Annotated in this window: 22 protein-coding genes; 10 read left to right on the top strand and 12 right to left on the bottom strand. The window is 62.1% G+C overall.

From position 1 onward, the window contains the following. Nucleotides 1-116 precede the first annotated feature (116 nt). Genes DQW91_RS08240 through DQW91_RS08250 form a run of 3 tightly spaced genes read right to left on the bottom strand, consistent with a single transcriptional unit; the run spans nt 117 to nt 2850 of the window. Nucleotides 117-458: a DUF1491 family protein gene (locus DQW91_RS08240; RefSeq protein WP_112663121.1), complete on the bottom strand. Its 342-nt coding sequence runs from the start codon at nt 456-458 to the stop codon at nt 117-119. Continuing rightward, a complete protein-coding gene (locus tag DQW91_RS08245; RefSeq protein WP_157961379.1) occupies nt 458-1204 on the bottom strand; it encodes a peptidoglycan-binding domain-containing protein in 747 nt (248 codons plus the stop codon). Before DQW91_RS08245 ends, DQW91_RS08240 begins: the two co-directional genes overlap by 1 nt. A gap of 59 nt (nt 1205-1263) precedes the next feature. Next, nucleotides 1264-2850 (bottom strand): sensor histidine kinase, encoded by a 1587-nt coding sequence (locus DQW91_RS08250; RefSeq protein ID WP_112663123.1) that lies wholly within the window; start codon nt 2848-2850, stop codon nt 1264-1266. Between the two features lie 295 nt (nt 2851-3145). Here DQW91_RS08250 and DQW91_RS08255 point away from each other — a divergent pair, with 295 nt between their 5' ends. Beyond that, the gene (locus DQW91_RS08255) at nt 3146-3487 is read left to right on the top strand and encodes a hypothetical protein (RefSeq protein ID WP_112663124.1); all 342 of its coding nucleotides are present in this window, start codon (nt 3146-3148) and stop codon (nt 3485-3487) included. Between the two features lie 60 nt (nt 3488-3547). After that, nucleotides 3548-3973, top strand: a complete 426-nt coding sequence (locus tag DQW91_RS08260) for a SufE family protein (RefSeq protein ID WP_112663125.1) — start codon at nt 3548-3550, stop codon at nt 3971-3973. 20 nt (nt 3974-3993) lie between these two features. On the opposite strand, the gene DQW91_RS08265 is transcribed toward DQW91_RS08260, so the two are convergent. Together DQW91_RS08265 and DQW91_RS08270 are read right to left on the bottom strand one after the other, a co-directional pair. Further along, entirely contained in the window at nt 3994-4965 is a 972-nt protein-coding gene (locus DQW91_RS08265; RefSeq protein ID WP_245410954.1) for a DUF6456 domain-containing protein, read from the bottom strand. Nucleotides 4966-5191: 226 nt separating this feature from the next. Next, nucleotides 5192-5620 (bottom strand): Ros/MucR family transcriptional regulator, encoded by a 429-nt coding sequence (locus DQW91_RS08270; protein WP_112663126.1) that lies wholly within the window; start codon nt 5618-5620, stop codon nt 5192-5194. Nucleotides 5621-6054: 434 nt separating this feature from the next. Between DQW91_RS08270 and DQW91_RS08275 the strand changes: the two genes are divergently transcribed. From DQW91_RS08275 to DQW91_RS08285, 3 genes are all read left to right on the top strand, one after another. Then, nucleotides 6055-8166, top strand: a complete 2112-nt coding sequence (locus tag DQW91_RS08275) for a S9 family peptidase (protein WP_112663127.1) — start codon at nt 6055-6057, stop codon at nt 8164-8166. 94 nt (nt 8167-8260) lie between these two features. Further along, nucleotides 8261-10633 carry a PAS domain-containing protein gene (locus DQW91_RS08280; RefSeq protein ID WP_112663128.1) on the top strand — a complete coding sequence of 791 codons (2373 nt, stop codon included), beginning with the start codon at nt 8261-8263 and terminating at the stop codon, nt 10631-10633. Between the two features lie 4 nt (nt 10634-10637). After that, nucleotides 10638-11192: an isochorismatase family protein gene (locus DQW91_RS08285; protein WP_112663129.1), complete on the top strand. Its 555-nt coding sequence runs from the start codon at nt 10638-10640 to the stop codon at nt 11190-11192. On the opposite strand, the gene DQW91_RS08290 is transcribed toward DQW91_RS08285, so the two are convergent. Continuing rightward, complete coding sequence (locus DQW91_RS08290; protein WP_112663130.1) at nt 11185-12039, bottom strand: hypothetical protein; 855 nt, start codon at nt 12037-12039, stop codon at nt 11185-11187. The genes DQW91_RS08285 and DQW91_RS08290 overlap by 8 nt on opposite strands. Before the next feature lie 174 nt (nt 12040-12213). Between DQW91_RS08290 and DQW91_RS08295 the strand changes: the two genes are divergently transcribed. Beyond that, on the top strand, nt 12214-12813 hold the full coding sequence (locus tag DQW91_RS08295) for a superoxide dismutase (protein ID WP_112663131.1): 600 nt from the start codon (nt 12214-12216) through the stop codon (nt 12811-12813). 57 nt (nt 12814-12870) lie between these two features. Here DQW91_RS08295 and DQW91_RS08300 read toward each other — a convergent pair whose 3' ends face one another. After that, nucleotides 12871-13722, bottom strand: a complete 852-nt coding sequence (locus DQW91_RS08300) for a ChbG/HpnK family deacetylase (protein WP_112663132.1) — start codon at nt 13720-13722, stop codon at nt 12871-12873. Nucleotides 13723-13789: 67 nt separating this feature from the next. On the opposite strand from DQW91_RS08300, the gene DQW91_RS08305 reads away from it, so the two are divergent. Both DQW91_RS08305 and murJ read left to right on the top strand, forming a co-directional pair. Next, complete coding sequence (locus tag DQW91_RS08305; protein WP_112663133.1) at nt 13790-14818, top strand: glycosyltransferase family 2 protein; 1029 nt, start codon at nt 13790-13792, stop codon at nt 14816-14818. A gap of 3 nt (nt 14819-14821) precedes the next feature. Further along, nucleotides 14822-16348, top strand: coding sequence for a murein biosynthesis integral membrane protein MurJ (gene murJ, locus DQW91_RS08310; RefSeq protein ID WP_112663134.1), 1527 nt, complete (start codon nt 14822-14824; stop codon nt 16346-16348). Nucleotides 16349-16369: 21 nt separating this feature from the next. Here the strand turns inward: murJ and DQW91_RS08315 are convergent, their stop codons facing one another. The 4 genes from DQW91_RS08315 to DQW91_RS08330 form a co-directional block, all read right to left on the bottom strand. Beyond that, entirely contained in the window at nt 16370-17230 is an 861-nt protein-coding gene (locus DQW91_RS08315; RefSeq protein WP_112663329.1) for a branched-chain amino acid aminotransferase, read from the bottom strand. 234 nt (nt 17231-17464) lie between these two features. After that, a complete protein-coding gene (locus tag DQW91_RS08320) occupies nt 17465-17812 on the bottom strand; it encodes an endonuclease domain-containing protein (RefSeq protein WP_112663135.1) in 348 nt (115 codons plus the stop codon). Nucleotides 17813-17884: 72 nt separating this feature from the next. Beyond that, nucleotides 17885-19267, bottom strand: a complete 1383-nt coding sequence (locus DQW91_RS08325) for a M20/M25/M40 family metallo-hydrolase (RefSeq protein WP_112663136.1) — start codon at nt 19265-19267, stop codon at nt 17885-17887. Nucleotides 19268-19353: 86 nt separating this feature from the next. Beyond that, a complete protein-coding gene (locus tag DQW91_RS08330; protein ID WP_112663137.1) occupies nt 19354-20892 on the bottom strand; it encodes a helicase HerA-like domain-containing protein in 1539 nt (512 codons plus the stop codon). A 226-nt stretch (nt 20893-21118) separates the two neighbouring features. On the opposite strand from DQW91_RS08330, the gene DQW91_RS08335 reads away from it, so the two are divergent. Together DQW91_RS08335 and DQW91_RS08340 are read left to right on the top strand one after the other, a co-directional pair. Continuing rightward, nucleotides 21119-21496: a DUF2267 domain-containing protein gene (locus DQW91_RS08335; protein ID WP_112663138.1), complete on the top strand. Its 378-nt coding sequence runs from the start codon at nt 21119-21121 to the stop codon at nt 21494-21496. A 191-nt stretch (nt 21497-21687) separates the two neighbouring features. Beyond that, nucleotides 21688-23637, top strand: a complete 1950-nt coding sequence (locus DQW91_RS08340) for a methylmalonyl-CoA mutase family protein (protein ID WP_112663139.1) — start codon at nt 21688-21690, stop codon at nt 23635-23637. Here DQW91_RS08340 and DQW91_RS08345 read toward each other — a convergent pair. After that, the gene (locus tag DQW91_RS08345) at nt 23603-24529 is read right to left on the bottom strand and encodes a DUF817 domain-containing protein (RefSeq protein WP_112663140.1); all 927 of its coding nucleotides are present in this window, start codon (nt 24527-24529) and stop codon (nt 23603-23605) included. The genes DQW91_RS08340 and DQW91_RS08345 overlap by 35 nt on opposite strands. Nucleotides 24530-24610: the final 81 nt, after the last annotated feature.

The raw sequence follows: 24610 nt of genomic DNA on the forward strand, positions 1-24610 counted from the left end.
AGACCGTTTCCGAGGGCAGAAAAAAGCCTCGCTGGCCTGAAACCAACAAGCACAGTCGTGCTTCGGTTCCCTACCTCAAAAGGCCGAGACGGAAAAAGTATGGACCGAGAGAGGGACTATTGGTCCGGTGCGATGTCGAGAAGGTGGCGCCCGTCGCGCGTATCGAGTTCGAGAAGCCAGACATCCGGATCGAAACTCATCTCCCGCCTCATCTTTTCTTCGACGTCGAGGGGAGACACCGCACCGAGCACAAGGGTGAACAGCCGCTCGTCGCTGTCTTCGAGGAGGATCTGCGGCGCGGGACCGTAGAGGCTCGCGGTTCCATCAAGATGATCGATCTTGACGAAGATCGCCCCCGCCTCCGCGGCCCCGCGACGGCGCAGGACCGCATCGAGCCCTTCGATGGCGCAGCGGCGCAGATAAGCCGAAACCCAGAAGTCGGAGCGAAGGCGGGACACTATGGAATCTGTATGCCGGTTTGGGCGGTCAATTCACGGATGGTACGCGCGTTGAAGTCCCCCGTCACCGGCAAACGCCTGTCGCGCTCGAAGGCCTCGATAGCCTGACGTGTGCCTGGGCCGAACATGCCGTCGACTTTCACGCCGTAGCCCATCTTCGCGAGTGCACGTTGGCCCGCGAACACCACGTCATCGGCATCCGCCTTGCCGACGGACGCGGGCGGCACGGGCACCGCGCCACCCATGCGGATGATCTCGGCAATCGGATCCTTCGTCACCGGACGCGCGGGTGCCGCAGCAGGGGCCGGAACAGTGGGAGTTGAAGCGGCAGCGCGCGCGGGCTGTGCGGCAGGCACTTCCCCGCCGTTGCGGATCAGATCCCCTATCGGGCTGCGTTGCGCGGGCTTGGACGCGGGAGCTGGAACTTGCGCCGCCGTTGGCGTGGGGTCGAGACTGGCAGCGGGAGCCGGCGAAGCGTAGTCCTGCGCGGCAGGACGCAGCGGCTCGACGGCAGCGGGCCGCACAGGCGGCGCAGGATTGTAGGTGCTGACTGTTCCCTTGCTGAACAACGGCGCAGGATGACGCGCCCTTTGCAGCGCGAGCGCGTTCCACGCGATGATCCCCGCGCAGCCGATGAAGAACAAGGTTGCGCCAACCTGGTGCGGACGGCTCAGGATTGTCTCCAGCAACGGATGACGGGCGGCCTTCTTCGCGCCACCGCGCGCAGCCGAACGAGGCCGTGGCACAGGCGACGAGACCATGAAATCACGGTCGGACCGGGCGGCTAGAGCTTCACGCAAAGCGATTACCCCGCTTTCAAGAAATGTACTCCGGGATCGGAGTCTATGATGGAACGAACATTCGAGCCGTCATCGGTCGCAAGCGACCGGCCCGCCTCGATGGGAAGATCAATATGGATGCCTGCGCCGTCGGAGACGGACACGTGGCCTCCATGCAGAACGACAAGCGCGCGGACGAGCGCGAGACGAAGCTCGACCTCCGGATCCTGCGCATTCTTGATGGCGTCGAAACTGCGGCGCGACACACCAATGCTGAAGGACAGGTTGCGCCCATCGACACGCGCATCGACAGCAACCTCGCCCCCCTCCTCGGCACGCATGAGCACATTCGACAATGCGTGATGGAAGATTTGGCCAAGCGCCTTGCGGTCCGCGTGTATCAACGGCAGCGCGGATGAAACCTCGCGACGAATGGTGACGCGAGCCTGCCGCGAAACCTCCATCAACGACTCGCAGCATTCATCGAGACAGGCAGCGACATCGACAGCTTCATACGCCAAGGCGCGGCTGCCGGATTCAACCGATGCAAGTTCGAGAAAAGCGCCCACGGTTTCGGTCATTCTCTCCGAAGTCTTTCTCATGACATCGGCATAGTCCTTGCGGTGCACGAGAGCGCCGCGCCCTGTCATGAGCCGGGCGTACCCGTGAATGTCGTTCAACGGCTTGCGCAGCGCGCGGCCAGCCATATCGAGAAGTTGCGCACGGTGTTCCGCTTCCGCGACAGCCTCGCGGCGAGCCGCCTCAATGCCGTCCAACTCGTCCTGATGCTCGCCGATATCGCGCATAACCGAGACGACGATAGCCTTCTCGTCATCGGAGTGCGGCAACCGATAGGCGCGCATGTCGAGCAAGACCGTCGCGGGTTCCGCCTCGGAGGCTCCGCTCCGCACGCGCAACCGCGCCCGCGCGGACTTGGAGCCATGAGCTGCATCGCTCAACGCCTTCAGATAGGCAGGCCGGTCGGCCACATGAATGCGTTGGAACAGGCCGATGCCGCGCAGCGTCGCTGCGGGCGCTCCCAAAACCCGCACCGATCCGCTGCTCGCGCGAAGAACCGCGCCCATGCCGTCGTGCCAGGTCACCACGTCATCAATCGTCGAGAGAAGATCAGCCTCGCGCCTTTCGCCGGAAAGGGCCGCGCGGCGAAGCGCGTCTTCCACACGCCGGACGGAAAACGCATGGGCGGCCATGTGGCCAAAAAAAAGAGCGATGCCACTGCCGAAAAGAACTTCCGCACCAACCGACGAAGTGTCGCTGCGCGAAAGAGCAAAAGCGGCAAGGGCCACAAGAGCGGCGAGTGTTACCGCAGACAAAACCCGAGCGGCGGCGAACGAGCGGAAACGCAGCGCGACGGCGATAGCGCCGATCTGGCTCAGCACGAACATCACGACGGCGGCTTCGAGGAGGCCGGGCGATGCCGCTTGCATCAGGGCAAGAGGAAACAACGCGACAAGACCAGCGAGCGCGGCGACGCACCGCGCTACGATGAACCTCTGCTGCGGCAGGGCCGACAACGGGTCCGCGCCCGAAGGATTCGGCAAAACCCCTTCGAGCCACTCATCGACCCAGCCCCATGTAGAATTCGTCAGCAAGTCGCAACCACATCCTTGAGGGACCATGATCCCCCGCTCCAGACGTCGACGACCGTGCCAGAGGCCGCTTAAGCGAAACCTAAAGATTGAACCCCGGCCGCGGAGCGGCGAAGGCCAAAACGGTCTGGCAGAGCGCACCGTCTTTCGATTTATCTTGCTCGTGCAATGAATTAGCGCCTGTAAAGGTTTCGTTCAGGCTATTTCCATGTCCTTGGCAAAGGCCCTACGCCGTATCGCGTCGACTCGTTATGGTTGCAGAGTGCGCCCAAACCCGGCGCGATCGCGATTGCTGGCCATGTTTTCTCTGTTGCGTACCGTCGCCGTCATCGGCGTGATCTTCTACCTCTCCCCCGTCCGGACGGAGGATGCGTTGCCATCTTTCGCCTCGTGGTTCGGCTGGCCCGAGGAAAAGGTCGCCGCCAAGCACGAGACCGCCGAGGACAGCCCGGCAAGACTCGAGACGATGTGGCAGGCCCTGCCGGAGGGCGCCAAGCAGGCGATCCTGGCCAAGATCATGTCCGAATCCGGCCTCACCGCGTCCACAACGAAGCCGCAGGCCGCCCCGTCCGATACCCTTCACACGGACGACAAGAAGGCCGCCTGGCGCGGCAGTGAGCCGCAAAAGCCGCGCTCCTGATCCATCGCCAAACACGGCAGCGATGATTATATGAGCGTCATCTGAATTTCCTGGGACGCCATGCCGCTTTCGTTTGACGAAATCCTCGCGAGTTTCGAACTCCTCGACGATTGGGAGGAGCGCTATCGCTATCTCATCGAACTCGGGCGCCTCATGGAGCCGCTGCCTGCCGAGGCTTATTCGGACACCAACAAGGTGCAGGGCTGCGCCAGCCAGGTCTGGCTGGAAACGCGGTTCGAACCTTCCGCCAACGGGCCGGTGCTCCACGTGCGCGGCGACAGCGACGCCCATATCGTGAAGGGCCTCGTTGCTTTGCTGACGGCCCTTTACAACGGCAAGACCGCCTCTGAGATTCTCGCAACCGACGCCCTCGGGCTGTTCAAGGAACTGGGCCTTGCGGAGCATCTGACGCCGCAACGGTCCAACGGCGTCAGATCGATGGTCGCCCGCATCCGGCAGGATGCCCAAGCGATGGCCGGCACTTAAAGAATCAAAAGAATCATAGGTTAAACCACCCTTCCCCCTTCGATCACCACGGCCTGCCATGTCCTGATGCCTCGGGAGGCTTTGGGGCCGTGCGCCGTCGTTTCCAGGCCGTAATGCTCGGCGAGGCGGGCCAGGGCGAGCTTGACCACGACCTTACCGGAGCGCGGCGGCCAGCTCCTCTCCCGCTCGATCAACTCAAGTCCTTTCAAAAAGCCGCATAGATCGAGAAGAAGATCGGCCATGTCGCCACCGACGGCATCGAAGGCGTGGCGGATTCGTTGGCGGGCGGCGACCATGCGGTCCGTAGCGTGGGATGGTGATTGCCCTGCGCCCCCACGCGGAACCGCATCCCAGCGGGCCGTCACCCCCGGCAGCAAGCCCGCGAGAGCGATGTCGGCGCGAAGACGCTCCCCCGCTTGATGGGAAGCATCGTCGATCATCGGGCTACCGTCCTTGTTCTTGCGGCGGCGCAGCCAGTCGAGCGGGCTCTCCTCGCCATTGACGCGCACCCGCGCCCTCTCGCCGGCACCGGTCTCGACCTCGGCTTCAACCGTCTCACCGTGCTGCTCGCGAAAACCCTCCTCGGAGGACGAGGCCGCGAGGCGTCGCAGATAAGCCCGCCCGGCCTGCGTGATGCAAAGCTTGCGACGCTCGCTTCCGCCGCGCTCCCAGCGCGCAACATCGTGCCGGACGAGAATTTCCGCTGTCTGCGTGCTGAAGCGCCCCGCTCCAATGGAAATGCCGCCTCTGGAGCGCCTGGAGACGCTCACGCTCCTCTCATCGGCTTCGATGACAGCCGTGACATTCTCGCCTGCGAGGATGTCGAGCAGGCGCGCTGCCTCACGCGGCAGAGCTTGTTCCGTTTGCGGCCTGCCTTGCTCGCGAATGCGGGTGCCCCGGTCGCGTGGGCGTACGCCGCGCCGCCTTGCCCCATCGCGAGATGTGACGGAAACCCCGGACGTTCCGTTCTCAAAATCATCATTTTTGTTCATGTTTTGTTCTCTTAAAAAATATCAACGGGGACGAGTCCCCGGGGCGCTTTATGGTGAAGGAACGCGCTCCAGTGTCAAGGCGGAAGACCTGCCTCCCGCAAAGGTTGTGAATACGCCCGCGGGAATCCCTGACGGGCCAAGGCTTTCCCCGAAGCTTTCATTTCCGAAACGAAAAAGCCGCCCCGAAGGGCGGCTTGAACGATCAGGCGAACCTGGCCGGCTTGGCTTAGCCGCGCGAGGAACGGCGCTTGCGGCGCTGCTGGCCGAGGCCCATTTCCTTGGCGAGCTCGGAGCGAGCCTTGGCGTAGTTCGGAGCAACCATCGGATAATCGACCGGCAGGCCCCACTTCTCGCGGTATTGCTCGGGAGTCATGTTGTACTGCGTGCGCAGGTGGCGCTTCAGCGACTTGAACTTCTTACCGTCTTCCAGGCAGACAATGTAATCCGGCGTCACCGACTTCTTGAGCGGAACGGCGGGCTTGGGAGCTTCGGCAGGAGCCTCGACAGTTCCACCGCCAACGCGCAGCAAGGCGGAATGCACATCGCTGATAAGAGCCGGCAAGTCGCCGGACGGCACGGAATTGTTGCTCACGTATGCAGAAACAATATCTGCAGCCAACTCAATGTAGTTCGCCGTGGCGAGAGTGTCGCTCATAATAGTCTTATTCCTTTCTGGTCTTCGAGGCGACCCGAACAATGCTTGAGGACCAACAACCGGAGATTTCACCGAAAGCAGCGCTTATTCACGTCCCGACCAGCTTGTCTGATGGGCTTCACAGAGCTGAAACCATGATCCTTCGCTCACGTATGTCAATTTTTGAGCGCTGACAAGATATGAACGACGAAAACTTTGCAAAACTGTATATCAACTTGATTCGGCAAATAAACGAGGCAAAACCGGGCCCCATATAACAAGACAGGAAGCCCATGCAAAATTGGTATACTTAATCCCTTAGGATTGCAAAGCGCGCATGGAATATTGCATTCTCACCTTGAATCAATCGTAAATTTCCCAACCGCGCCCTAAGCTTAAAGCTCGGGATTGAGCGATTTTTGCTTAATCGAGCTTCTCTCTTCGGAATCCTTCCCATGAAAATCGAAGATCTTGCCGCAATGTCCCTGCCCCCGGCCCAGGTTTGTCCTCGCAAGCCTCACATGCTCTCGCTTTACGGGGTCGAGATTCAGGACGATTACGCATGGATCAAGGCCGAGAACTGGAAAGAAGTCCTGAAGGATCCCGACGTCCTCGATCCGCAGATCAGGGCTTACCTCGATGCGGAGAACGCCTATGCGAAAGCGGCGTTCAAAGGGACGGCGGATTTGCAGAAGCGCCTGATCGCCGAGATGCGCGGGCGCATCAAGGAGGACGATTCGTCCGTTCCGGAAAATGACGGCGCTTACGCCTACTTCACTCGCTACCGCGACGGCGGGCAGCATCCGATCGTCTGCAGGTCGGCGCGCGGCGGAGGTGAGGATACGGTTCTGCTTGATGGCGACAAGGAAGGCGAAGGCCAGGCCTTCTTCGATCTCGGCGGCGCGGAGCATTCTTCCGATCACCGTTACCTTGCCTGGGGCGCGGACATCAAAGGTTCGGAATACTTCACCATGCGCGTTCGCGAGATCGCGACGGGAAAGGATTTATCCGACGAAGTCACCGGCACGTCGGGCGACGCGGTCTGGCTGGGAGATTCATCCGGCTTCTACTACGTGGAACTTGACGAAAACCACCGCCCCGTACGCGTGCGCCTGCACCGTCTCGGCACACCCGCCAGTGATGACGCGGTGATCTACGAGGAGAGCGATCCCGGCTTTTTCGTCAATATCAGCGCAACGCAATCGGACGCCTATGTCCTGATCGAGGCGAGCGACCACGAAACGTCCGAGGTCTGGCTCATCGACCGCGCCGATCCCGCCGGCACGCCGCGTGTCGTGGAGCCGAGAACGCCCGGCCTGCGTTACGATGTCGAGCACCATGGCGATCAGCTCATCATCGTCACGAACGCGGACGGCGCGGAGGACTTCAAGATCATGACCGTGCCCGTCGCCACGCCGGGGCGGGCTTTCTGGCGCGATCTCATCCCGGACCGCAAGGGCATCATGATCCTCTTTACGGTCGCGCTCGCGCGGCATCTCGTGCGCCTGGAGCGCGAGGACGCGAAGCCCCGCATCGTGATCCGGGAATTCGCAACGGGCCGCGAGGAAACCATCGCCTTCGAGGAAGAGGCCTATTCGCTGAGCATCGACCCCGGCTACGAGTTCGACACCACCATCATCCGCTACCGCTATTCCTCGCTGACGACGCCGAGCGAAGTCATCGACTACGATCTCGCCACCGGCACGAGAACCTTGCGCAAGCGTCAGGAAGTTCCCAGCGGCCACGACAAGGCGAACTACGTGACGCGCCGCATCTTCGCGACAGCGCCGGACGGCGAGAGCGTGCCGGTATCGCTGCTTCATCATCGCGACACCGCCATCGACGGCAGTGCGCCCTGCCTTCTCTACGGCTACGGCTCCTACGGCATGTCGATCCCGGCGAGCTTCCGCACGAACATCCTGTCCCTCGTCGACAGGGGCTTCGTCTTTGCCATCGCCCATATTCGCGGCGGCACGGAAAAAGGCTGGCGCTGGTATCTCGATGGCAAACGCGAGAAAAAGCCCAATACCTTCACCGATTTCATCGCCTGCGGACACGCTCTCGCCGATGCGCGCTACTCGAGCCGTGGGCGGATCGTGGCGCATGGCGGCAGCGCAGGCGGCATGCTCATGGGCGCCGTCGCCAATCTCGCTCCCGAGCTTTTCGCGGGCATCGTAGCCGAGGTTCCCTTCGTCGATGTGCTCAACACGATGCTCGATGCAGAGCTGCCGCTGACGCCGCCCGAATGGCCCGAATGGGGCAATCCGGGAGAGGACGAAGCTGCGTTCCGCACGATCCTGTCCTATTCGCCCTACGACAACGTCAAGGCGCAGCACTATCCCGCCATCCTGGCGTTGGGCGGATTGACCGATCCACGGGTGACCTACTGGGAGCCTGCCAAATGGGTTGCCCGCCTGCGCGCGACGATGACCGGCGGCGGTCCGGTCGTACTCAGGCTCAACATGGAGGCCGGTCACGGCGGCGCCGCCGGGCGCTTCGACAGGCTTGAAGAGGTGGCGCTGACATATGCCTTCGCCCTCAGGAGCGTCACCGGCTTTGAGGCTTGACGGCATAGCCGCGACCTCCGGTCTATCTTTATCGACTGGAAGGGAATGAAAACGGACCTATTTGAAGGAAAGTTGCATTTGCGAGTTCTAGTCCATGACCCATTGGAGCGAGCCGCCGGCCACCGGCGGCACACTCACTGAAGAGAGCGATCCAAGGCCGTATTCTGTCGATCCGGGGCGTCATTTGAACGAGGTGAAAACCGCCCTCGCGCAAAGCCGGGAAGAACTGCGTCTGGCGCTGGCTTCTGCCGAAATAGGCTTCTGGCAATACGATCTCGAAACTCGCGAAGTGATGGGCTCCGACGTTTTCCGGAACGAGCTGGGCCTTGCCCGCGACACCCTACTGACGATTGAGAAACTTCAGGAGCGGTGCCATCCGCAGGATGTGAGGCGTGTCAGGCACGCCATCGAGCGCGCCGTTACCTCGCACAGCGATTACGACACCGCTTGCCGCATCATCCGTACGGACGGCTCCACCGGGCACCTCGCGCTGAAGGGCTGCGCCATTTACGCCGACGGAAAGCCGATCCGCCTGCTCAGCACCACCCGCCGCATTTCCGATGCGGACCGCGCGGCGAGGGACGTTGCAGCGGCTCAGCGTCGACGGAAATTTCTTCTCGACCTGCGGGACGACATTCGCGGGCTCGAGGACTCCGCTGCCATCATCGACATCGCCACCCGCGATCTGGGCATTTTTCTGGCCGCGGATCGGGTTGGGTACGGCGCGGCGCGCTCTGGCGAAACCGTCAATCGGGAATGGAGCAACCGCTCATCCGAGCAGGCAGATCTCGCCTACGCGCTCGAAGCCGCAGGGTCGACCATCCTGTCGGAACTGGGGCAAGGCCGCACCATCATCATGACCGACGCCGCCAGCGACCCTCGGCTGGAACCGGATGCGAGAATCCATTATGCCGCCCGCCGCGCGCGATCGGCCATTCTGGTCCCCCTCATCAAGAGTGGCCGCCTCACCGCTTCGCTCTACGTTTCCGCGAACAGGCCTCACGCCTTTTCTGCGGATGATGCGACACTCGCCGAGGAAGTTGCAGAACGCATATGGGATGCCGCCGAACGCGCACTGGCAGAAGGCGAGTTGCGTGAAAGCCAAGCGCGGTTGCGGATCGTCGCCGAAACGCTTCCCGCGCTTGTCTGGATCGTGACCCCCGATCTCGAACTCGTCTACGCCAATGCGCGCTGGAGCCGGTATGCCGGCCTGCCCGAGAACGAGTCTCTCGGGTTGAGCTGGATGCAGGCTGTCCATCCGGACGACCTCGCCAGGGTCATGGAAGATTTCAAAGCCGTTCTGCGTAACCAGTCCGCTTATTCGACAGAGGCGCGCTATCGCAATCGCGACGGCGCCTATCGTTGGCACATGATACGGGCCGAACCCATTCACGATGCCCGCGGCATGTTCAGGGGCTGGTCCGGCACGAGCGTCGACATTCACGATCTCAAGCGAACGGAAGAAGCCTTGCGCAAGAACGAGGCGCAGCTTCGTCTCGCACTTCAGGCCGCCCATATGGGCGTCTGGAACTGGGACCGCACCACCGACGTTCTGGAACTCGCCGAGGGCGCTTCGGAATTGTTCGGGCTCGACCCCACGCGCAAGATAACCTGGAGCCAACTCCAGCAGCGCCTCAACCCTGCCGACGCAACCCGGATGACGATGGCTATCGAGCAGGCGCTTGAAACCGGCGAGTCTTACAATATCGAATACCGGATCACCCGCGAGAACGGGGACGGGCCAATCTGGCTCGCGACGCAAGGCCAGACATCTTACAGCCCCAATGGCGTTGCCATCGGAATGACCGGCGTCGTGCAGGACATTACGGATCGCAAGCTGGCGGAGGAGCGGCAGAACCTGCTGATCCGCGAACTCCATCACCGGGTCAAGAACACCCTTGCCACGGTGCAGGCCATCGTCGGTTCGACCGCGCGCACCACGTCTAGCATCGACGAGTTCTACCAAGGATTCGTTGGGAGGATCGTGTCGCTTGCCCGTACACACAACCTGCTGACGGAAGACATCTGGCAGAAGGCCTCCCTCGACCAACTGGTGCAGACGGAACTGGGTCCTTACGACGACGACGACCGGAACCGCATCACCGTCGACGGACCGCCCGTCGAACTTCCCTCCGAGGCTGCGGTGCCGGTCGGCATGGCGATCCATGAGCTCACCACCAACGCGGCAAAGCATGGAGCCCTCTCGACATTCGGCGGGCAGGTCGATGTGCGCTGGCGGCTGGACGAGATTGCCGGCAAGTCCGTTCTCCATTTCAGCTGGATTGAGCGCGGGGGACCGCGTGTCATCGAGCCGCGGCGACAAGGCTTCGGCTCACGCCTTCTGCGCCGGGTTCTCACCACGCAACTTCAGGCCGATGTGCATATGGACTTCGCGCAGAGCGGCCTGCAGTTTACGATGACGATGCCGATACCCGGCAAGCCGCCTCTCTTCAACCCGGACCACTGACCCGATGCTTCTCACCCCCGCGCGCTCGCAACTGATCGTCATCGACATTCAGGAGCGGCTGCTTCCAGCGATTGCCGAGGCCGAGCGTGTCGTCAAAAACACGAACATTCTACTCACCGGTGCGGATCGCCTCGGCATTCCGGTGACCGTGACGGAGCAATACCCCAAGGGGCTCGGCGCAACGGTCGCCTCCTTGTCTAAAGCCCTGTCGGCGGATGCGATGGTGCTGCCGAAGATGACGTTTTCCGCGGCGGCCGATGCCGGTATCGCCAAGCGGGTTGGAAACCTGCGGAATAGCGGGCTCGATCAGATCGTGCTGTGCGGAACGGAGGCGCATGTCTGCGTGTTGCAGAGCGCTCTGGCATTCAAGGCCGCGGGAGCCGATGTCTTCGTCGTCGGCGACGCGGTCTCGAGCCGCTCGCCTCACAGCGTTGCCGCCGCCGAGGCGCGGCTGGTCCAGGCGGGGTGCCGCTGGATCACGACGGAGATGGCGATTTTCGAATGGCTGGAGCAGGCAGGAACCGACGACTTCAAGGCCCTGTCGGCTCTCATCAAGTAGAGGAGTGGCTCTCGCCGCCTCCCGCGATGAACGCCTTCAATTCATCGAGCGAGGAGAAGCGAAAATCTCCCTGAGGCGTCTTGGCCTCGATGGAGCCGTCGGAGAACATCACGTAGGTGTTGTCTCCGGAATTGTAGGTTCCGATCACGTCCTTCGGCGGCGCGCTCTCCGGTTCGAAGGCGGGTTCTTCAACCGGCTCCGGCTCGGGCTCTTGCGCATATTCCGGCGTTTCGGGCTCGTTTTCGAAAGCCGCCGGCTCGGCTTGCTCGCTCTCAGGTTCCTCGACCGGGATTTCCTCCTCGATCTCGGTTCTCTCCGAAAAGCTCATGGCGAACGTTTCGCGGCGCTCGATCAGGAAATCGGGCACGCGAGGCTCGAACGCCTCGTCCCGCGCTTTGGCAAAATCCTCAACGGGCTCCTCCTCAACGACGAGGTCGTCGAGGGAGATCAGGGGCTCTTCGCGCTCCTGTTCCGTCTCGTCGAAAATCGGCAGAGCGGCCTCGGGCTCGTGGCCCTCAGCAGCGTAGCCCGCCGCAGCGCCAACGGCTCCACCGGCGACAAGCCCCGCCGCCAGCGGAGCGGCTTCTCCACTCACTACCTTCGTTTCCGGTGCTTGCAGGAAGGGTTGCGCTCCCGGCGACAGGCGCACCAGTTCAGAGCGGATCTGCGTCAGACGCAGGACGATCATGGTCAGGCCGACCATGAGAACGCCGCTCGAGGCCACGACGCTGCCGGCGATGGAGGTCGTCCATCCCCTTTCGAGCAACACGTCATCCCAGCCGAGGACAAAGGTGAACAGGCCACCCACAATCATCGCCAAAGCCAGTGCGAAGAGCGCTTTGACCATGGTTTCTCCGTTACGCAACACAAAAGGCGGGTATACCGCAGGGTCGGATTTTATAAGACAATTGCAAATCCAAGGGAAGCTTGAGCCGGAAAAAGTCCCAAGCTTGGCCGTTGCCCTGAGGGCTGTGGCGCTTTAACTAAGGCGCAGACCTCACGAACCCTCAAGGAGGCGTCTATGTCGTTTACCCTGCCCGACCTTCCCTATGCCTACGATGCCCTGCAGCCTTACATGTCCCGTGAAACCCTGGAGTTTCACCACGACAAGCACCATGCCGCCTACGTGACCAACGGCAACAACCTGCTGAAAGGCACCGAGTTCGAAGGCAAGACCCTCGAAGAGATCGTGAAGGGCTCCTACGGCAAGAACCAGGGCCTCTTCAACAATGCCGGCCAGCACTACAACCACCTTCACTTCTGGAAGTGGATGAAGCCGAATGGCGGCGGCAAGATCCCCGGCAAGCTGGAAAAGAAGATCATCGAGGACCTTGGCTCCGTCGAAAAGGCCAAGGAAGACTTCATCCAGGCCGGCGTGACGCAGTTCGGCTCGGGCTGGAGCTGGCTCGCCGTGCAGAACGGCAAGCTCATCATCGCCAAGACCCCGAACGGCGAGAGCCCACTGGTGAGCGGCGCGACACCGATCCTCGGCTGCGACGTGTGGGAGCACTCCTACTACATCGACTACCGCAACCGCCGTCCCGACTACATCAAGGCTTTCATCGAGAACCTCGTGAACTGGGAATACGTCGAGGAACTCTTCGAAGCGGCGACCAAGTAAGCCGTCCGGATAATCTGCAAGTTACGATACGGGGCCCTTCGGGGCCCCGTTTTCGCATCAAGCCTTCGCCGGTTCAGGATGAAGCCTGATCCCCCGCTCCTCCAGCAACGCGCCGAAAGCATCCGACTTCAGAGAGTTCAGCTCCGCGACCCGGCTCTCGACCGCCGGATCGAGCCCCCGCAACTCATCATCCGCATAGCCCGGATGACACATGACGACCGGGCGGGGGCCGAGATTGCCCAGGGCGGCGCGGAAGACCTGCTGCGGATCGGTCTCCGGCGTCAGTGGACTGAAGCCTGAAAAACCCTCATTGACGGAAAAACCCGCCGTGCGGGCCGCCTCGCCAAAGCCTGAGGCGAAGCCGGATACGACCAACGCCTTCCCGGCGCTGATGCTCCGGCGCAGGATCGAAACCCAGCTCTCGGACGGATCGCGGATCCACAGCCGCCCCGCATATCCCCGCGCCGTCAGCACCTCGATAAGGACGCGCCGGATGCCCGGCAGGACATGGACATGCTGGTGCCCGTCCACGAAGGCCGGGGTCGCGCCGAAATGCGTCTCGAAGGCTTCGATCTGCCGGTCGATCTCGACGCACAGTTCGGCCAAGGGAAGATCCCGCAGGACCGCCCGGCGGATCAGCGTACTGAGGGACGGTAAGCGCCCTTCGGGGGCAAGCCCCGGCATCGGCCCCAAGGGAGCCCCCGTCGTCAGGTTGAGGTGGAGACCGGCTGAAATACGCCCCTGGTACGCTTTCAGGGCGGCAGCGTTGCGGGGCCAGGCCGGCATATTGGCCATGACGCTGGTGGCCGAAAGGCGCCCCTGATCGGCCAATTCCAGAATGCCCCGGCTTACCCCATCGGTCAGGCCGAAATCGTCGGCGCACAGGACCACGGGGCGAAGAAAATTCATCGAAGACTCCAAAAACGGCTTTGCCGCACCCTAACCCTCTTGAGTGGAAGGGCAAACTCGGCTCTCAATGCGCGCGCCAAGTTTAAAGGATTATCGCGTGGCGTCGCCTGAGATCAGCGTTATCATTCCCGTCCACAACGAAAGCGCGAACATCGCCCCCCTGTGCGACGCGCTCCTTCCCGTCCTGAACAGGATCACGGACCTCTGGGAGGTCGTGTTCATCGACGACGGCAGCCGGGACGATACGTTAAGCCGGATCAAGCTCCGGAGCATCGACGAGCCGAGAATCGGCGCCGTCTCGTTCAGCCGCAATTTCGGCAAGGAGATCGCCATCGCCGCCGGGCTCGACCACGCGCGCGGCGAGGCCGTGGTCATCATGGATGCCGACCTCCAGCACCCGCCGGAAATGATCGAGACCTTCGTGGCCCGCTGGCGGGAGGGCTACACGATGGTTTACGGCCAGCGCACGGACCGCTCGGACGAAACCCGGATCAAGCGCGGCTTCGCTCACCTCTTCTACCGGCTCTTTTCCAAGTTCGGCGAGGTCAGCCTGCCCGAGGGTGCTGGCGACTTCCGCCTGATCGACCGCAAGGGCGTCGATGTGCTGCGGACGTTGGGCGAGCGCGCGCGTTTCTCGAAGGGTCTTTATGCGTGGATCGGCTTCGAGAGCATCGGCGTGCCCTTTGAGGTCGCCGACCGCCGCCACGGCCAGACCAAGTGGAGCTTCAGAAAGCTCCTGCGCTTCGCCTTCGACGGCATCGCGTCCTTTTCCAGCGTGCCCTTGCGCATCTGGACCTATCTTGGAACGCTGATCTCGATCTGCTCAATCCTGACGGCCGTCTACTTCCTTGTGCGGACGCTCCTGTTCGGCACCGACCTTCCGGGCTTTCCGAGCCTCATCGTCTCGGTGATGTTCTTCTCCGGCATCCAGCTCATGTCCCTCGGCATTATCGGTGAATATGTCGGACGCATCTTCGCCGAGGTGAAGCGCAGACCTCTTTACGTCGTCGCCGAGCATGTGGGAGCAGCTGCGCAAGCCGTCAGACCCGCGGTCGCGGTGCAGGACATGAAACCCTCCCCGTCCGAACGGACCTGACCGATGTTCAAGAAGATCCTTTCTGTCGGTGGCTGGACGCTCGTGTCACGCCTGACGGGTTTCATCCGCGACGTGGTGATCGCCGCCGTGATGGGCATCGGCCCGATTGCGGACGCCTTCTTCGTGGCCTTCCGCATTCCCAATCACTTCCGCGCGATCTTCGGCGAAGGCGCGTTCAACAACGCGTTTCTTCCGACCTATGCCGGCGTTCTCGAGAAAGAGAAGGAGCCAGCCGCGCATTCCTTCGCGAGCCGTGTCAGCACCTTGATGCTGATCGTGCAGATTGCGATCCTCGCCCTCGCCTTCCTCGCGATGCCTGTGGTGGTGGATCTTCTCGCGCCGGGGTTTTCAAAGGACTCGGCGAAGTACGATTTTGCCGTCACGTTCACCCGCATCACGTTTCCCTATCTCCTTTTCATCACGCTGGTGACGATCCTGTCCGGCGTGCTGAATGCGCATGAGCGCTTCGCTTCGGCGGCGGCTGCGCCCGTGCTGTTGAACGTGTCCCTCGTCGCCGCGCTCTCTATCGCCTTTCTCTTCCCGAATGCGGGCTATGCCGCCGCGTGGGGCGTCACGATCTCAGGCGTTCTGCAGCTCCTTCTCGTCTGGCTCGATGCGAAGCGCCTTGGTATCGCGCCCGGCCTCGAGACGCCGCGCTTCGACCCGGCGATGAAGCAGTTTTTCAAGACGCTGGGGCCCGCCGTCATCGGCTCGGCGGGCGTACAGCTCGCCTTGTTCGCGGACACGATCATTGCATCGTTCCTGCCGACGGGCGCGGTGTCGTCGCTCTATTATGCGGACCGCATCTATCAATTGCCGCTCGGCGTCATCGGAATCGCCGCTGGAACCGTTCTGTTGCCTGAGATGAGCCGGCGCATCGCGGCGGGCGACGTCGATGGGGCGCACGGCGCGCAGAACAGGGCCGTGAGCCTCACGCTCGCACTCGCCGCGCCTTTCCTCGTCGCTTTCGTGACCTTGCCCGATCTCATCATGGCGGCGTTGTTCCAGCGCGGCGCTTTCAACACCGCCGCCGCTCAAAGTGCGGGCGCGGTTCTCGCCGCCTACGCCATCGGGCTTCCTGCCGCCGTTCTGATCCGCTCGGCCCTGGCGAGTTTCTACTCGCGCGCCGACACGATGACGCCGCTGATTGCTTCTCTGACGGCGGTCGTCTTCAACATCATCGTGAAGATCATGCTGATGGACTCCTATGGCGTCGTCGGCCTCGCTCTTGGCACGGCTGTCAGCTCGTGGATCAATCTCGGGCTTCTCTTCTACCTCGCCCACCGACGCGGATGGACCGACCCGAGCAGAAGCCTCTTTCGCGCTTGCGCCGCCATTGCTGTTGCAAGCATTCTTCTCGCGCTCTTCGCATGGTTCGCGCCCGCGCCCATCGCCCGCTGGACTGACGCCTTGCCCGTCTGGCGTACCGAGACGCTTCTAGCCGTCGTCGGAGCGGGCGGCGCGCTGATCTATGGCGCGTCGCTCCTTGCAGGGCTGAAGATCGCCGGAATTCGCCTGTCGCGCCGCTGAGGCGCGACAGGGTGTCGTGAACTACGCCTTATCGTGCGCGAAAGCCCAGTAAAGCTCGCGCGCCTTGCGGTAGAACGGCCCCGGCTGAAGAACGCGTTCGTCGATCCTGAGGACCGGCATCACCTTCGAATAGTTGCCGGAAATGAAGATCTCGTCCGCCTGCTGGAAATCCTCATAACGCAGCGTACTTTCCAGAACGGTCACGCCCGCGTCACGCAAGAGCTGGATGACGCGCTGGCGCGTGATGCCGTTCAAGAACGTGCCGTTCGGCACAGGCGTGTGAACGACGCCATCCTTCGCCATGAACACGTTGGAGGTTCCGGTTTCCGCAATGTTGCCGAGCGCATCGCATACGAGCGCGTTGTCGAACCCCTTCGCCTTCGCTTCACGAATGACGCGGGCGTTGTTCGGATAAAGGCATCCGGCCTTGGAATCCGTCGGCATGGATTCAAGCGTCGGACGGCGGAAGCTCGACTTCATCACCGACAGCCCGCCCGGCACCGGCATCGGCGCTTCGAACAGGGACAGGCAGAACTGGGTCGAGTCCGGATCGGGTGCGATGGTCGAAAGACCTTCGGCCTCGCCCCAATACATCGGCTTCACATAAAGCGCGGTATCGGGCGAAAACTTCTTCGCGCCTTCACGCACGAGGTCGAGAATGCCCTGAAGCTCCATCGTCGGCTTCAGGCCGATGGTTTCCGCCGAGCGATTCACGCGGGTGCAGTGCTTGTCCATATCGGGCATCACGCCCTCGAACACGCGCGCACCATCGAAAACAGAAGAGCCCAGCCAGGACACATGCGAGCGCGGACCAATGATGGGCGGATTGCCCTCGATCCACTCGCCGTTGAACCAGTTCCAGGTTTTCGAATACCAAGCCATCTTCAGTGTTCCGCCCATTTGGTCAGTGTTGTTGTCCCGATCGAACGCCGAGTTTGCCGCGCCGTCAACGGGAATTCGAGCACGGCGTGACGATGATAAATGATCGATCACGTCACAGAGTGTGATAGATAAGAGGAGTGGGCGCCCTGTGATAGATCAGCGGAGTGAGCGCCACACCCCACCTCTCCCCGGCGGGGAGAGGTCGGACCGAAGGTCCGGGTGAGGGCAGCAACGCTACCCACGATGCTCCAACGCCGCCAGAACAGTCTCCATCACACCATCGATATTCTCATAAACCTCAGCATTCGTGACGCGAAGGACGAGGTAGCCACAACTCTCAAGAATGAGCGTCCGCTCTACGTCGCGCCTCAACTCCTCGTCGGTCGAATGCGTCGCACCGTCGACCTCAATGATGAGCTTCCCATCAAGGCAAACGAAGTCGGCAATAAACCGGTCAATCGGATGCTGACGCCGGAACTTCCAGCGTGACAGCCTCCGATTGCGCAGAGCTTGCCAAAGAAGGGTCTCGGCATTCGTCTGTTCCTGACGAAGTCGGCGCGCTCTTTCAACGAAGCGTTTCATCCCCCTCACCCGCGCCTGCGGCGCGACCTCTCCCCGGCGGGGAGAGGTGAAGCTCGCTTCTCTATCCCCTTCTCACTTCGCCAAAGCCGCCAGAATGCGCGCCCAGCTGCGGGTGCCTTTGTGGAAGCTCTTGAGGTCGTACTTCTCGTTCGGCGAGTGGATGCGGTCGTCATCGAGACCAAAGCCGACGAAGAGCGTGTCGAGGCCGAGCGTGCGCTTGAAATCGCCGCCGACCGGGATCGAACCACCCATGCCGATGACGATAGGATCCTTGTTCCATTCGTCGTGAAGTGCGGACTTAGCCGCCGTCAGTGCGGAGAAATCGTGCGGCAAGGCCAGCGCGCGCGAGCCCTTGTGCTTGATGAATTCCACCGAGCAATCGGAGGGAATGCGCTCCTGCACGAAGGCGTGGAAGTTGTTCGAGATCTTCTCGGGGTCCTGATCGCCGACGAGGCGGAACGAGATCTTGCAGCTCGCCTCGGCTGCGATCACCGTCTTGGTGCCCTCGCCCGTATAGCCGCCGATGATGCCGTTGACGTCGCAGGTGGGACGCGACTGGATCTGCTCGATCAGCATGCGGCCCTTCTCACCGGCGGATTTCTTGAGGCCGACCTGGCCGAGGAAGTCTTCCTCGGTAAGATTGAGCTTCTTCCACTGTTCCAGAACCTGCGTCGGTGTCTCCGGCACGCCGTCATAGAAGTTCTTGATGGTGATGCGCCCGTCAACATCGTGAATGTCCGCGATGATCTTCGACAGAACATGGATCGGATTGCGCGCCGCGCCGCCGAACGAGCCTGAGTGCAGGTCGCGATCGGCACAACGCACGATCACTTCCTCGTAGACCATACCGCGAAGCGAGGACGTGATGGCGGGCGTGTTCTGGTCCCACATCCCCGTGTCGCAAACAAGCGCGACATCGGCCTTCAGTTCACCCTTGTTCGCCTCGATGAACTCGGGGAGAAACTTCGAGCCATCCTCTTCCGCGCCTTCCACAAGGAACGTGATGTTGATGGGCAGCGAACCCGTGACGGCCTTCCACGCGCGACAGGCCTCCACGAAGGTCATTACCTGTCCCTTGTCGTCGGCGGAGCCGCGCGCGCTGATGACTTTCCGGCCATCCGGCAGGGTAGCGATCTTCGGCTCGAAGGGCGGCGTGTCCCACAGGTTCAACGGATCGACAGGCTGCACATCGTAGTGACCGTAGAACAGCACATGAGGCTTCGCATCGCCCTTGGCGTGGGCGACGACGGCGGGGTGGCCGCCGGTCTCACGCAGAGACGCATCGATGCCAAAGCTCTTCAACTCGTCCACAAGCCACTGCCCGGCCTTGCGGCAATGGTCCTTGTAGGCCGGATCGGTGGAGATCGAGGGCACTTTGAGCCAGTGAAAAAGGCGCTCGAGAGAAGCATCGAGATCCGCATCGATACGGGCGAGAACTTGGTTGATCTGAGACATCTGTCCGACTTCTTAGGATGATCTGCGTGAAGCGGCTGCACCCTGCATCCCACAGGAGTGCGCCGCAAGAGGAAAGAGTCTGGAGCCTACCGCCGCAAAATTCCACCGAGCGTCCCGCGCACGATGGCGCGGCCAATGGAGCCGCCCTGCCGACCGCCGATTGATTTGCCTATTTCGGCCGCGAGACTGCCGACTGTCTGGTTGACGACCGTGCGCGTAACCTCGCGCGTCACGCGCTGCGTCATGGTCATGGTGCCCTTGCGCTGCCCGTTCGTGCCGAAAAGATTGCCGAGCATGTCGAGAATGCCGCCGCCCCCTTGCGCGGCCTGCGCATCAGCCGCCGCCTTTTGAGCGCGCGCCGCCAGCATTTCGTAGGCGGAATCGGAATCGATGGACTGATCATATTTGCCGCGCATGGGACTTGCGGCGATGATCTGTTGCCGCAAGGCGTCATCGATGGGGCCGACCTGCGCCATCGGCGGCGCGATCCAGGTGCGCTCCACCATCGAGGGCGAGCCTTTTCCTTCGAGGGTGGAAACCAGAGCTTCGCCGACACCAAGCTCGGTGATGGCCTTCTCCGTGTCGAAAGCAGGATTCTGGCGGAAGGTCTGCGCCGCGACGCGAACAGCCTTCTGCTCGCGCGGCGTATAGGCGCGCAAGGCGTGTTGAATGCGGTTGCCGAGCTGGGCCAGCACCGTCTCCGGCACGTCGGCGGGATTTTGCGTGATGAAATAGATGCCGACGCCCTTCGAGCGGATGAGGCGCACCACACGCTCCACGGTCTCGATCAACGCTTTCGGCGCATCGGAAAAGAGAAGATGCGCCTCGTCGAAAAAGAAGACGAGCTTGGGCTGATCGAGATCGCCGACCTCCGGCAGTTCCTCGAACAGTTCCGACATCAGCCACAACAGGAAAGTGGCGTAGAGGCGTGGATTGTTCATGAGCTTGTCGGCGGCGAGAATGTTCACCACCCCGCGCCCGTCACGGTCGGTGCGCATCAGGTCCTTGATGTTGAGCGCGGGCTCGCCCAGAAATTCCTGACCACGCTGATTTTCCAGAACGAGCAATTGCCGCTGGATCGTGCCGACGGTGGCTTTCGACACATTGCCGTAGGTCGTGGTGAGTTCGGACGCGCTTTCCGAAATCAGTTGCAGCAGCGCCCGCAGGTCCTTCAGGTCGAGGAGCAGCAGACCCTGTTCGTCGGCGATGCGGAAGGCGATGTTGAGCACACCCTCCTGCACGTCGTTGAGATCGAGAAGGCGGGACAGAAGCAGCGGCCCGATCTCGGAGATCGTCGCGCGGACACGATGTCCTTCCTCGCCAAAGAGATCCCAGAACACTGTCGGGAATTGGTCGGGCCTGTATTCGATGCCGAGCTCCTTGGCGCGTTTCACGAAGGCATCCTTGGCATTGCCGGGCGCGGCGATGCCTGAAAGATCGCCCTTGATGTCGGCGGCGAAAACCGGGACCCCGGCATTGGAGAAGCCTTCGGCCAGAACCTGAAGGGTGACGGTCTTGCCGGTGCCGGTGGCCCCGGTAATAAGGCCGTGGCGGTTGGCGAGCTTCAGGTCGAGATATTCGGGCTTCGTGCCGCCACCGATGAAAATCTTGCCTTCTTCGAGCATCGTGTCCTCCAGCTTCCCCTACAGTCATAGAGGGCACCGTAACTTGTTTCCACTCTCCGCTTAAAACAGCAGAAGATTCAACTGCAACCGGCGATGCGGCGGGATACCGAAAGAGCATCACCCATAAGGGTCCTGGACACCTTTCCGGCGCGGGACTTTTCGATTGGGGTTTTTCGGCTAAATAGTTTACAGCTAAACCATAATCGAGAACCACCAGGAGAATCATATGGAAGAGCTCATCGCCCGCATCACGCAAAAGACCGGCCTCGACGCCGCCACGGCCACCAAGGCCATCGGCATGATCCTGGCCTTTCTCAAAAAAGAGGGCCCCACGGCGGAGGTCGGCCAACTTCTCGCCGCCCTGCCGGGAGCGGAGGAGGCTATCGCTCAGGCTGGAGGCGGCGGTGGCGGGCTCCTGGGAATGATGGGCTCGCTCGGCGGTGGCGTCATGGCCCTCGGCGGCCAGCTCATGGGCGCCGGCGTCTCCATGAACCAGATGCAACCCTTGGGCCGCGAATTGTTCGCCTATGGGCGTGAAAAGGCCGGAGAAGACGTGATGGGGCCGATTGTGGGCGCGGTTCCCGGCCTGTCCCAGTTCGTCTAATTCCAAAGACTGGCTTCAACCGCCTAGCCGGAGCCGGTAACGGCATGCAAAATGCCGCCGAAAGAGCCGGAGCACTCGTACGATTTCATCTGCGAGCGCTTCGAAATAGTCTTATTTCGGCGCATTTTACGGCGCACACGGGTGCCTATCCGGTTCCCGTCTGCCCGATCATGCTCTAGAGGCCCCGCCATATGGACGACCTGCCCCTCGCTTCCGAGTTTCCCGCCGCCACACGCGAGCAGTGGCTCCGACTGGTCGAAGGGGTTTTGAAAGGCGCGGATTTCGACAAGAAGCTTGTCGGACGAACCTATGACGGGCTCACCATTCAACCGCTCTACCCCAAGGCGGAAGGGGCAACGCCGATTTCCCGCGCCGAAGCGGGCCCTTGGCGGGTCGCGCAGCGAATCGACCATCCCGATCCGCAAAAGGCCAATGAACTCGCCCTCGCAGACCTTGAAGGTGGAGCGGACGCGCTCGTTCTCGTGACCGACAAGGCCCCGGCGGCCCGTGGCTTCGGTGTCCGAGTCGAAGATCTCGATACCCTCGACAAAGCCCTGACCGGGGTGATGCTCGACCTGATCCACCTGCGCCTCGACGCCGGCGGACGTGGGCGGCAAATGGCGGCGCTGCTGATCGCCCTGTGCGAGCGGCGCGGGCTCAAGCTCTCCAATCTCTCCCTCGATCTTGGCCTTGATCCCATCGGAGCGATGGCGGCCACCGGAAACCTCTCCGCATCGTGGAACACGGTCAGCGCGCGCGCGGCTCAGACCTTGGGAGATCTGACCTCGAAGGGCTTCACGGGGCGAGCTTTCCTGGCGGACGGACGCCCCTATCACGAGGCGGGCGCGAGCGAAGCGCAGGAGCTGGCGGCAGTACTCGCCACTGGCCTTGCCTATATGCGAACTCTGGAAGCGGGCGGGCATTCGCTTGATACCGCGCGCCGGGCGCTCGCCTTCCTCCTCGTCGCCGATGCGGACGAGTTTCTCACGGTCGCCAAGTTCCGCGCCCTGCGCCGCCTTTGGGCGCGCGTGGAAGAGGCCTGCGGGCTCACACCCGTGCCGCTTCGCCTCCATGCCGAAACCGCGTGGCGGATGACGACGCGGCGCGACCCGTGGGTGAACATGCTGCGCGGAACCATCGCAGCCTTTTCCGCCGGGATCGGCGGGGCCGACGCCGTAACGGTTCTTCCCTTCACAGCGCCCCTCGGCCTGCCAGACGCGTTCGCGCGCCGCGTCGCCCGCAACACGCAGCTCATCCTGCTCGACGAGGCCAACCTTGCCCGCGTGGCGGACCCCGCCGCCGGGGCCGGCGGGTTCGAGGCGCTCACGGATGCACTCTGCGAGAAGGCCTGGACGCTGTTCCAGGAGATCGAACGCGAAGGCGGCATCGTCGAAAGCCTCAAGCAAGAAGCATTGCAAAGCCGCATCGCGGAAACGCGAAGCGCTCGCGCCAAGGCCATCGCCACGCGGAAAGATCCGATCACCGGAACGAGCGAATTCCCCAATCTCCACGAGGCGGATGTGGCGGTACTCATGCCGTCGCCGTCCTCCGGCGGACAGACGGACCTCGAAAAAGCCCCTCTGCCCGAAGCTGCTTTCGCATCCCTCGTTCAGGCTGCAAGCACAGGCGCGTCCGTGTCGGCGCTCGCCGCATCGGCCCCAGGCCCCGATCCGGTAAGCGTCGAGCCTCTCCCATCCCACCGCACGGCCGAACCCTTCGAGACGCTGCGGGATGCCGCCGACGCCGTCTTCGCGAAAACCGGATCGCGACCGAAGGTCTTCCTCGCCAATCTCGGACCTGTCGCCGCCTTCACCGCGCGCGCGACCTTCGCCAAGAACTTCTTCGAGGCTGGTGGCATCGAGGCCTTGAGCAACGACGGCTTCTCCTCCCTCGACGACCTTGTCGCCGCCGCGCGAAAGAGCGGTGCGAAGCTTGTCTGCCTGTGCTCGTCGGATGAGATATACCAAAGCCACGCTGTCGATGCCGCTACAGCGCTGAAGAAAGCAGGCCTCAATGCCCTCTATCTCGCAGGCCGCCCCGGCGACCTGCAGGAGAGCCTGACAAAGGCAGGCATCGGCAACTTCATCTTCGTCGGGTGCGACGTGCTCAAGATTTTAAGCGAGGCGCAGGCTGGGACTTAAGATTCTCATCCATGTTCTTGGGCCGATTCACGACCGACACGAGCACATAGGAGATAATCATCAAAAGGAACCACGAACCGAGCTTCGCGAGTGACACCATCGACCAGCCCTTGAGCTGATTGGGGTAAAGCCAGGCTCCGGTGAATGTTCCGATATTTTCTGCGAACCAGATGAACAAGGTCACGAGAAAGAAGCCGAGCAGAAGCGGCATGCGTCGATGCACACGCCAGACCTTGAAGTAGATGGTGGTGCGCCCGAAGAGAAGGGCTACCAAACAGAACAGCACATAACGGAAATCGGCGACGTAATGATGCGCAAAGAAATTTACATAGATCGCCAGCGATAACGCCGTCGTCGCCACGAGTGGTGGATGATGTGTGAAGCGAAAGTCGAACAAGCGCCACGCACGCGCGCCATAGGAGCCTATGGCTGCATACATAAACCCGGTAAACAACGGAACGCCGCCGAGGCGGAAGAAGCTCGGCTCCGGATAAATCCAGGAGCCGACCTTTGTCTTGAACAGCTCCATGACGGTGCCGACAAGATGAAAGACCAAAATCGTCTTGGCTTCATCGAGGGTTTCCAGCTTGAACGCCAGCAAGACGACCTGAAACGCGAGCGCCGCCAGAAAAATGAAATCGTACCGAGCGAGAGCAGCATCTCGCGGATACCAGAAATGCGTTGCGATGAGCAACGCACACATCAGCCCTCCAAAAAGGCAGGCCCAGCCCTGCTTGATGCCGAAACGCAAGAACTCGTAAACGCCAGCGACGATAGGCCCGCGGGCCTCCGCCACCTGCCCCCAACGCTCCTCTGCCTCGATAAAGCGCTCGATCGGCGGCCAGAGGTGTGCGGCGCTCTCGGGACGAGGCACGGGACGGCGGACCAGCATGAAAACTCTCGAAAATGCTATATTATTTCCATAAGCATCGATGAGCTGCCCTGTCAAAGGCCGGACCGCGACCTTTTAAGG

This window comes from Microvirga flavescens, from assembly GCF_003290125.1.
In the GTDB taxonomy this organism is placed as follows: Bacteria; Pseudomonadota; Alphaproteobacteria; order Rhizobiales; family Beijerinckiaceae; genus Microvirga; species Microvirga flavescens.

Excerpts from the sequence above, each read along its gene's own strand:
- DQW91_RS08255 (WP_112663124.1), top strand. The coding sequence starts at position 3,146 with ATGTTTTCTCTGTTGCGTACCGTCGCCGTCATCGGCGTGATCTTCTAC.
- DQW91_RS08260 (WP_112663125.1), top strand. The coding sequence starts at position 3,548 with ATGCCGCTTTCGTTTGACGAAATCCTCGCGAGTTTCGAACTCCTCGAC.
- DQW91_RS08265 (WP_245410954.1), bottom strand. The coding sequence starts at position 4,965 with ATGAACAAAAATGATGATTTTGAGAACGGAACGTCCGGGGTTTCCGTC.
- DQW91_RS08270 (WP_112663126.1), bottom strand. The coding sequence starts at position 5,620 with ATGAGCGACACTCTCGCCACGGCGAACTACATTGAGTTGGCTGCAGAT.
- DQW91_RS08275 (WP_112663127.1), top strand. The coding sequence starts at position 6,055 with ATGAAAATCGAAGATCTTGCCGCAATGTCCCTGCCCCCGGCCCAGGTT.
- DQW91_RS08280 (WP_112663128.1), top strand. The coding sequence starts at position 8,261 with ATGACCCATTGGAGCGAGCCGCCGGCCACCGGCGGCACACTCACTGAA.
- DQW91_RS08285 (WP_112663129.1), top strand. The coding sequence starts at position 10,638 with ATGCTTCTCACCCCCGCGCGCTCGCAACTGATCGTCATCGACATTCAG.
- DQW91_RS08290 (WP_112663130.1), bottom strand. The coding sequence starts at position 12,039 with ATGGTCAAAGCGCTCTTCGCACTGGCTTTGGCGATGATTGTGGGTGGC.
- DQW91_RS08295 (WP_112663131.1), top strand. The coding sequence starts at position 12,214 with ATGTCGTTTACCCTGCCCGACCTTCCCTATGCCTACGATGCCCTGCAG.
- DQW91_RS08300 (WP_112663132.1), bottom strand. The coding sequence starts at position 13,722 with ATGAATTTTCTTCGCCCCGTGGTCCTGTGCGCCGACGATTTCGGCCTG.
- DQW91_RS08305 (WP_112663133.1), top strand. The coding sequence starts at position 13,790 with ATGCGCGCGCCAAGTTTAAAGGATTATCGCGTGGCGTCGCCTGAGATC.
- murJ (WP_112663134.1), top strand. The coding sequence starts at position 14,822 with ATGTTCAAGAAGATCCTTTCTGTCGGTGGCTGGACGCTCGTGTCACGC.
- DQW91_RS08315 (WP_112663329.1), bottom strand. The coding sequence starts at position 17,230 with ATGGCTTGGTATTCGAAAACCTGGAACTGGTTCAACGGCGAGTGGATC.
- DQW91_RS08320 (WP_112663135.1), bottom strand. The coding sequence starts at position 17,812 with ATGAAACGCTTCGTTGAAAGAGCGCGCCGACTTCGTCAGGAACAGACG.
- DQW91_RS08325 (WP_112663136.1), bottom strand. The coding sequence starts at position 19,267 with ATGTCTCAGATCAACCAAGTTCTCGCCCGTATCGATGCGGATCTCGAT.
- DQW91_RS08330 (WP_112663137.1), bottom strand. The coding sequence starts at position 20,892 with ATGCTCGAAGAAGGCAAGATTTTCATCGGTGGCGGCACGAAGCCCGAA.
- DQW91_RS08335 (WP_112663138.1), top strand. The coding sequence starts at position 21,119 with ATGGAAGAGCTCATCGCCCGCATCACGCAAAAGACCGGCCTCGACGCC.
- DQW91_RS08340 (WP_112663139.1), top strand. The coding sequence starts at position 21,688 with ATGGACGACCTGCCCCTCGCTTCCGAGTTTCCCGCCGCCACACGCGAG.
- DQW91_RS08345 (WP_112663140.1), bottom strand. The coding sequence starts at position 24,529 with ATGCTGGTCCGCCGTCCCGTGCCTCGTCCCGAGAGCGCCGCACACCTC.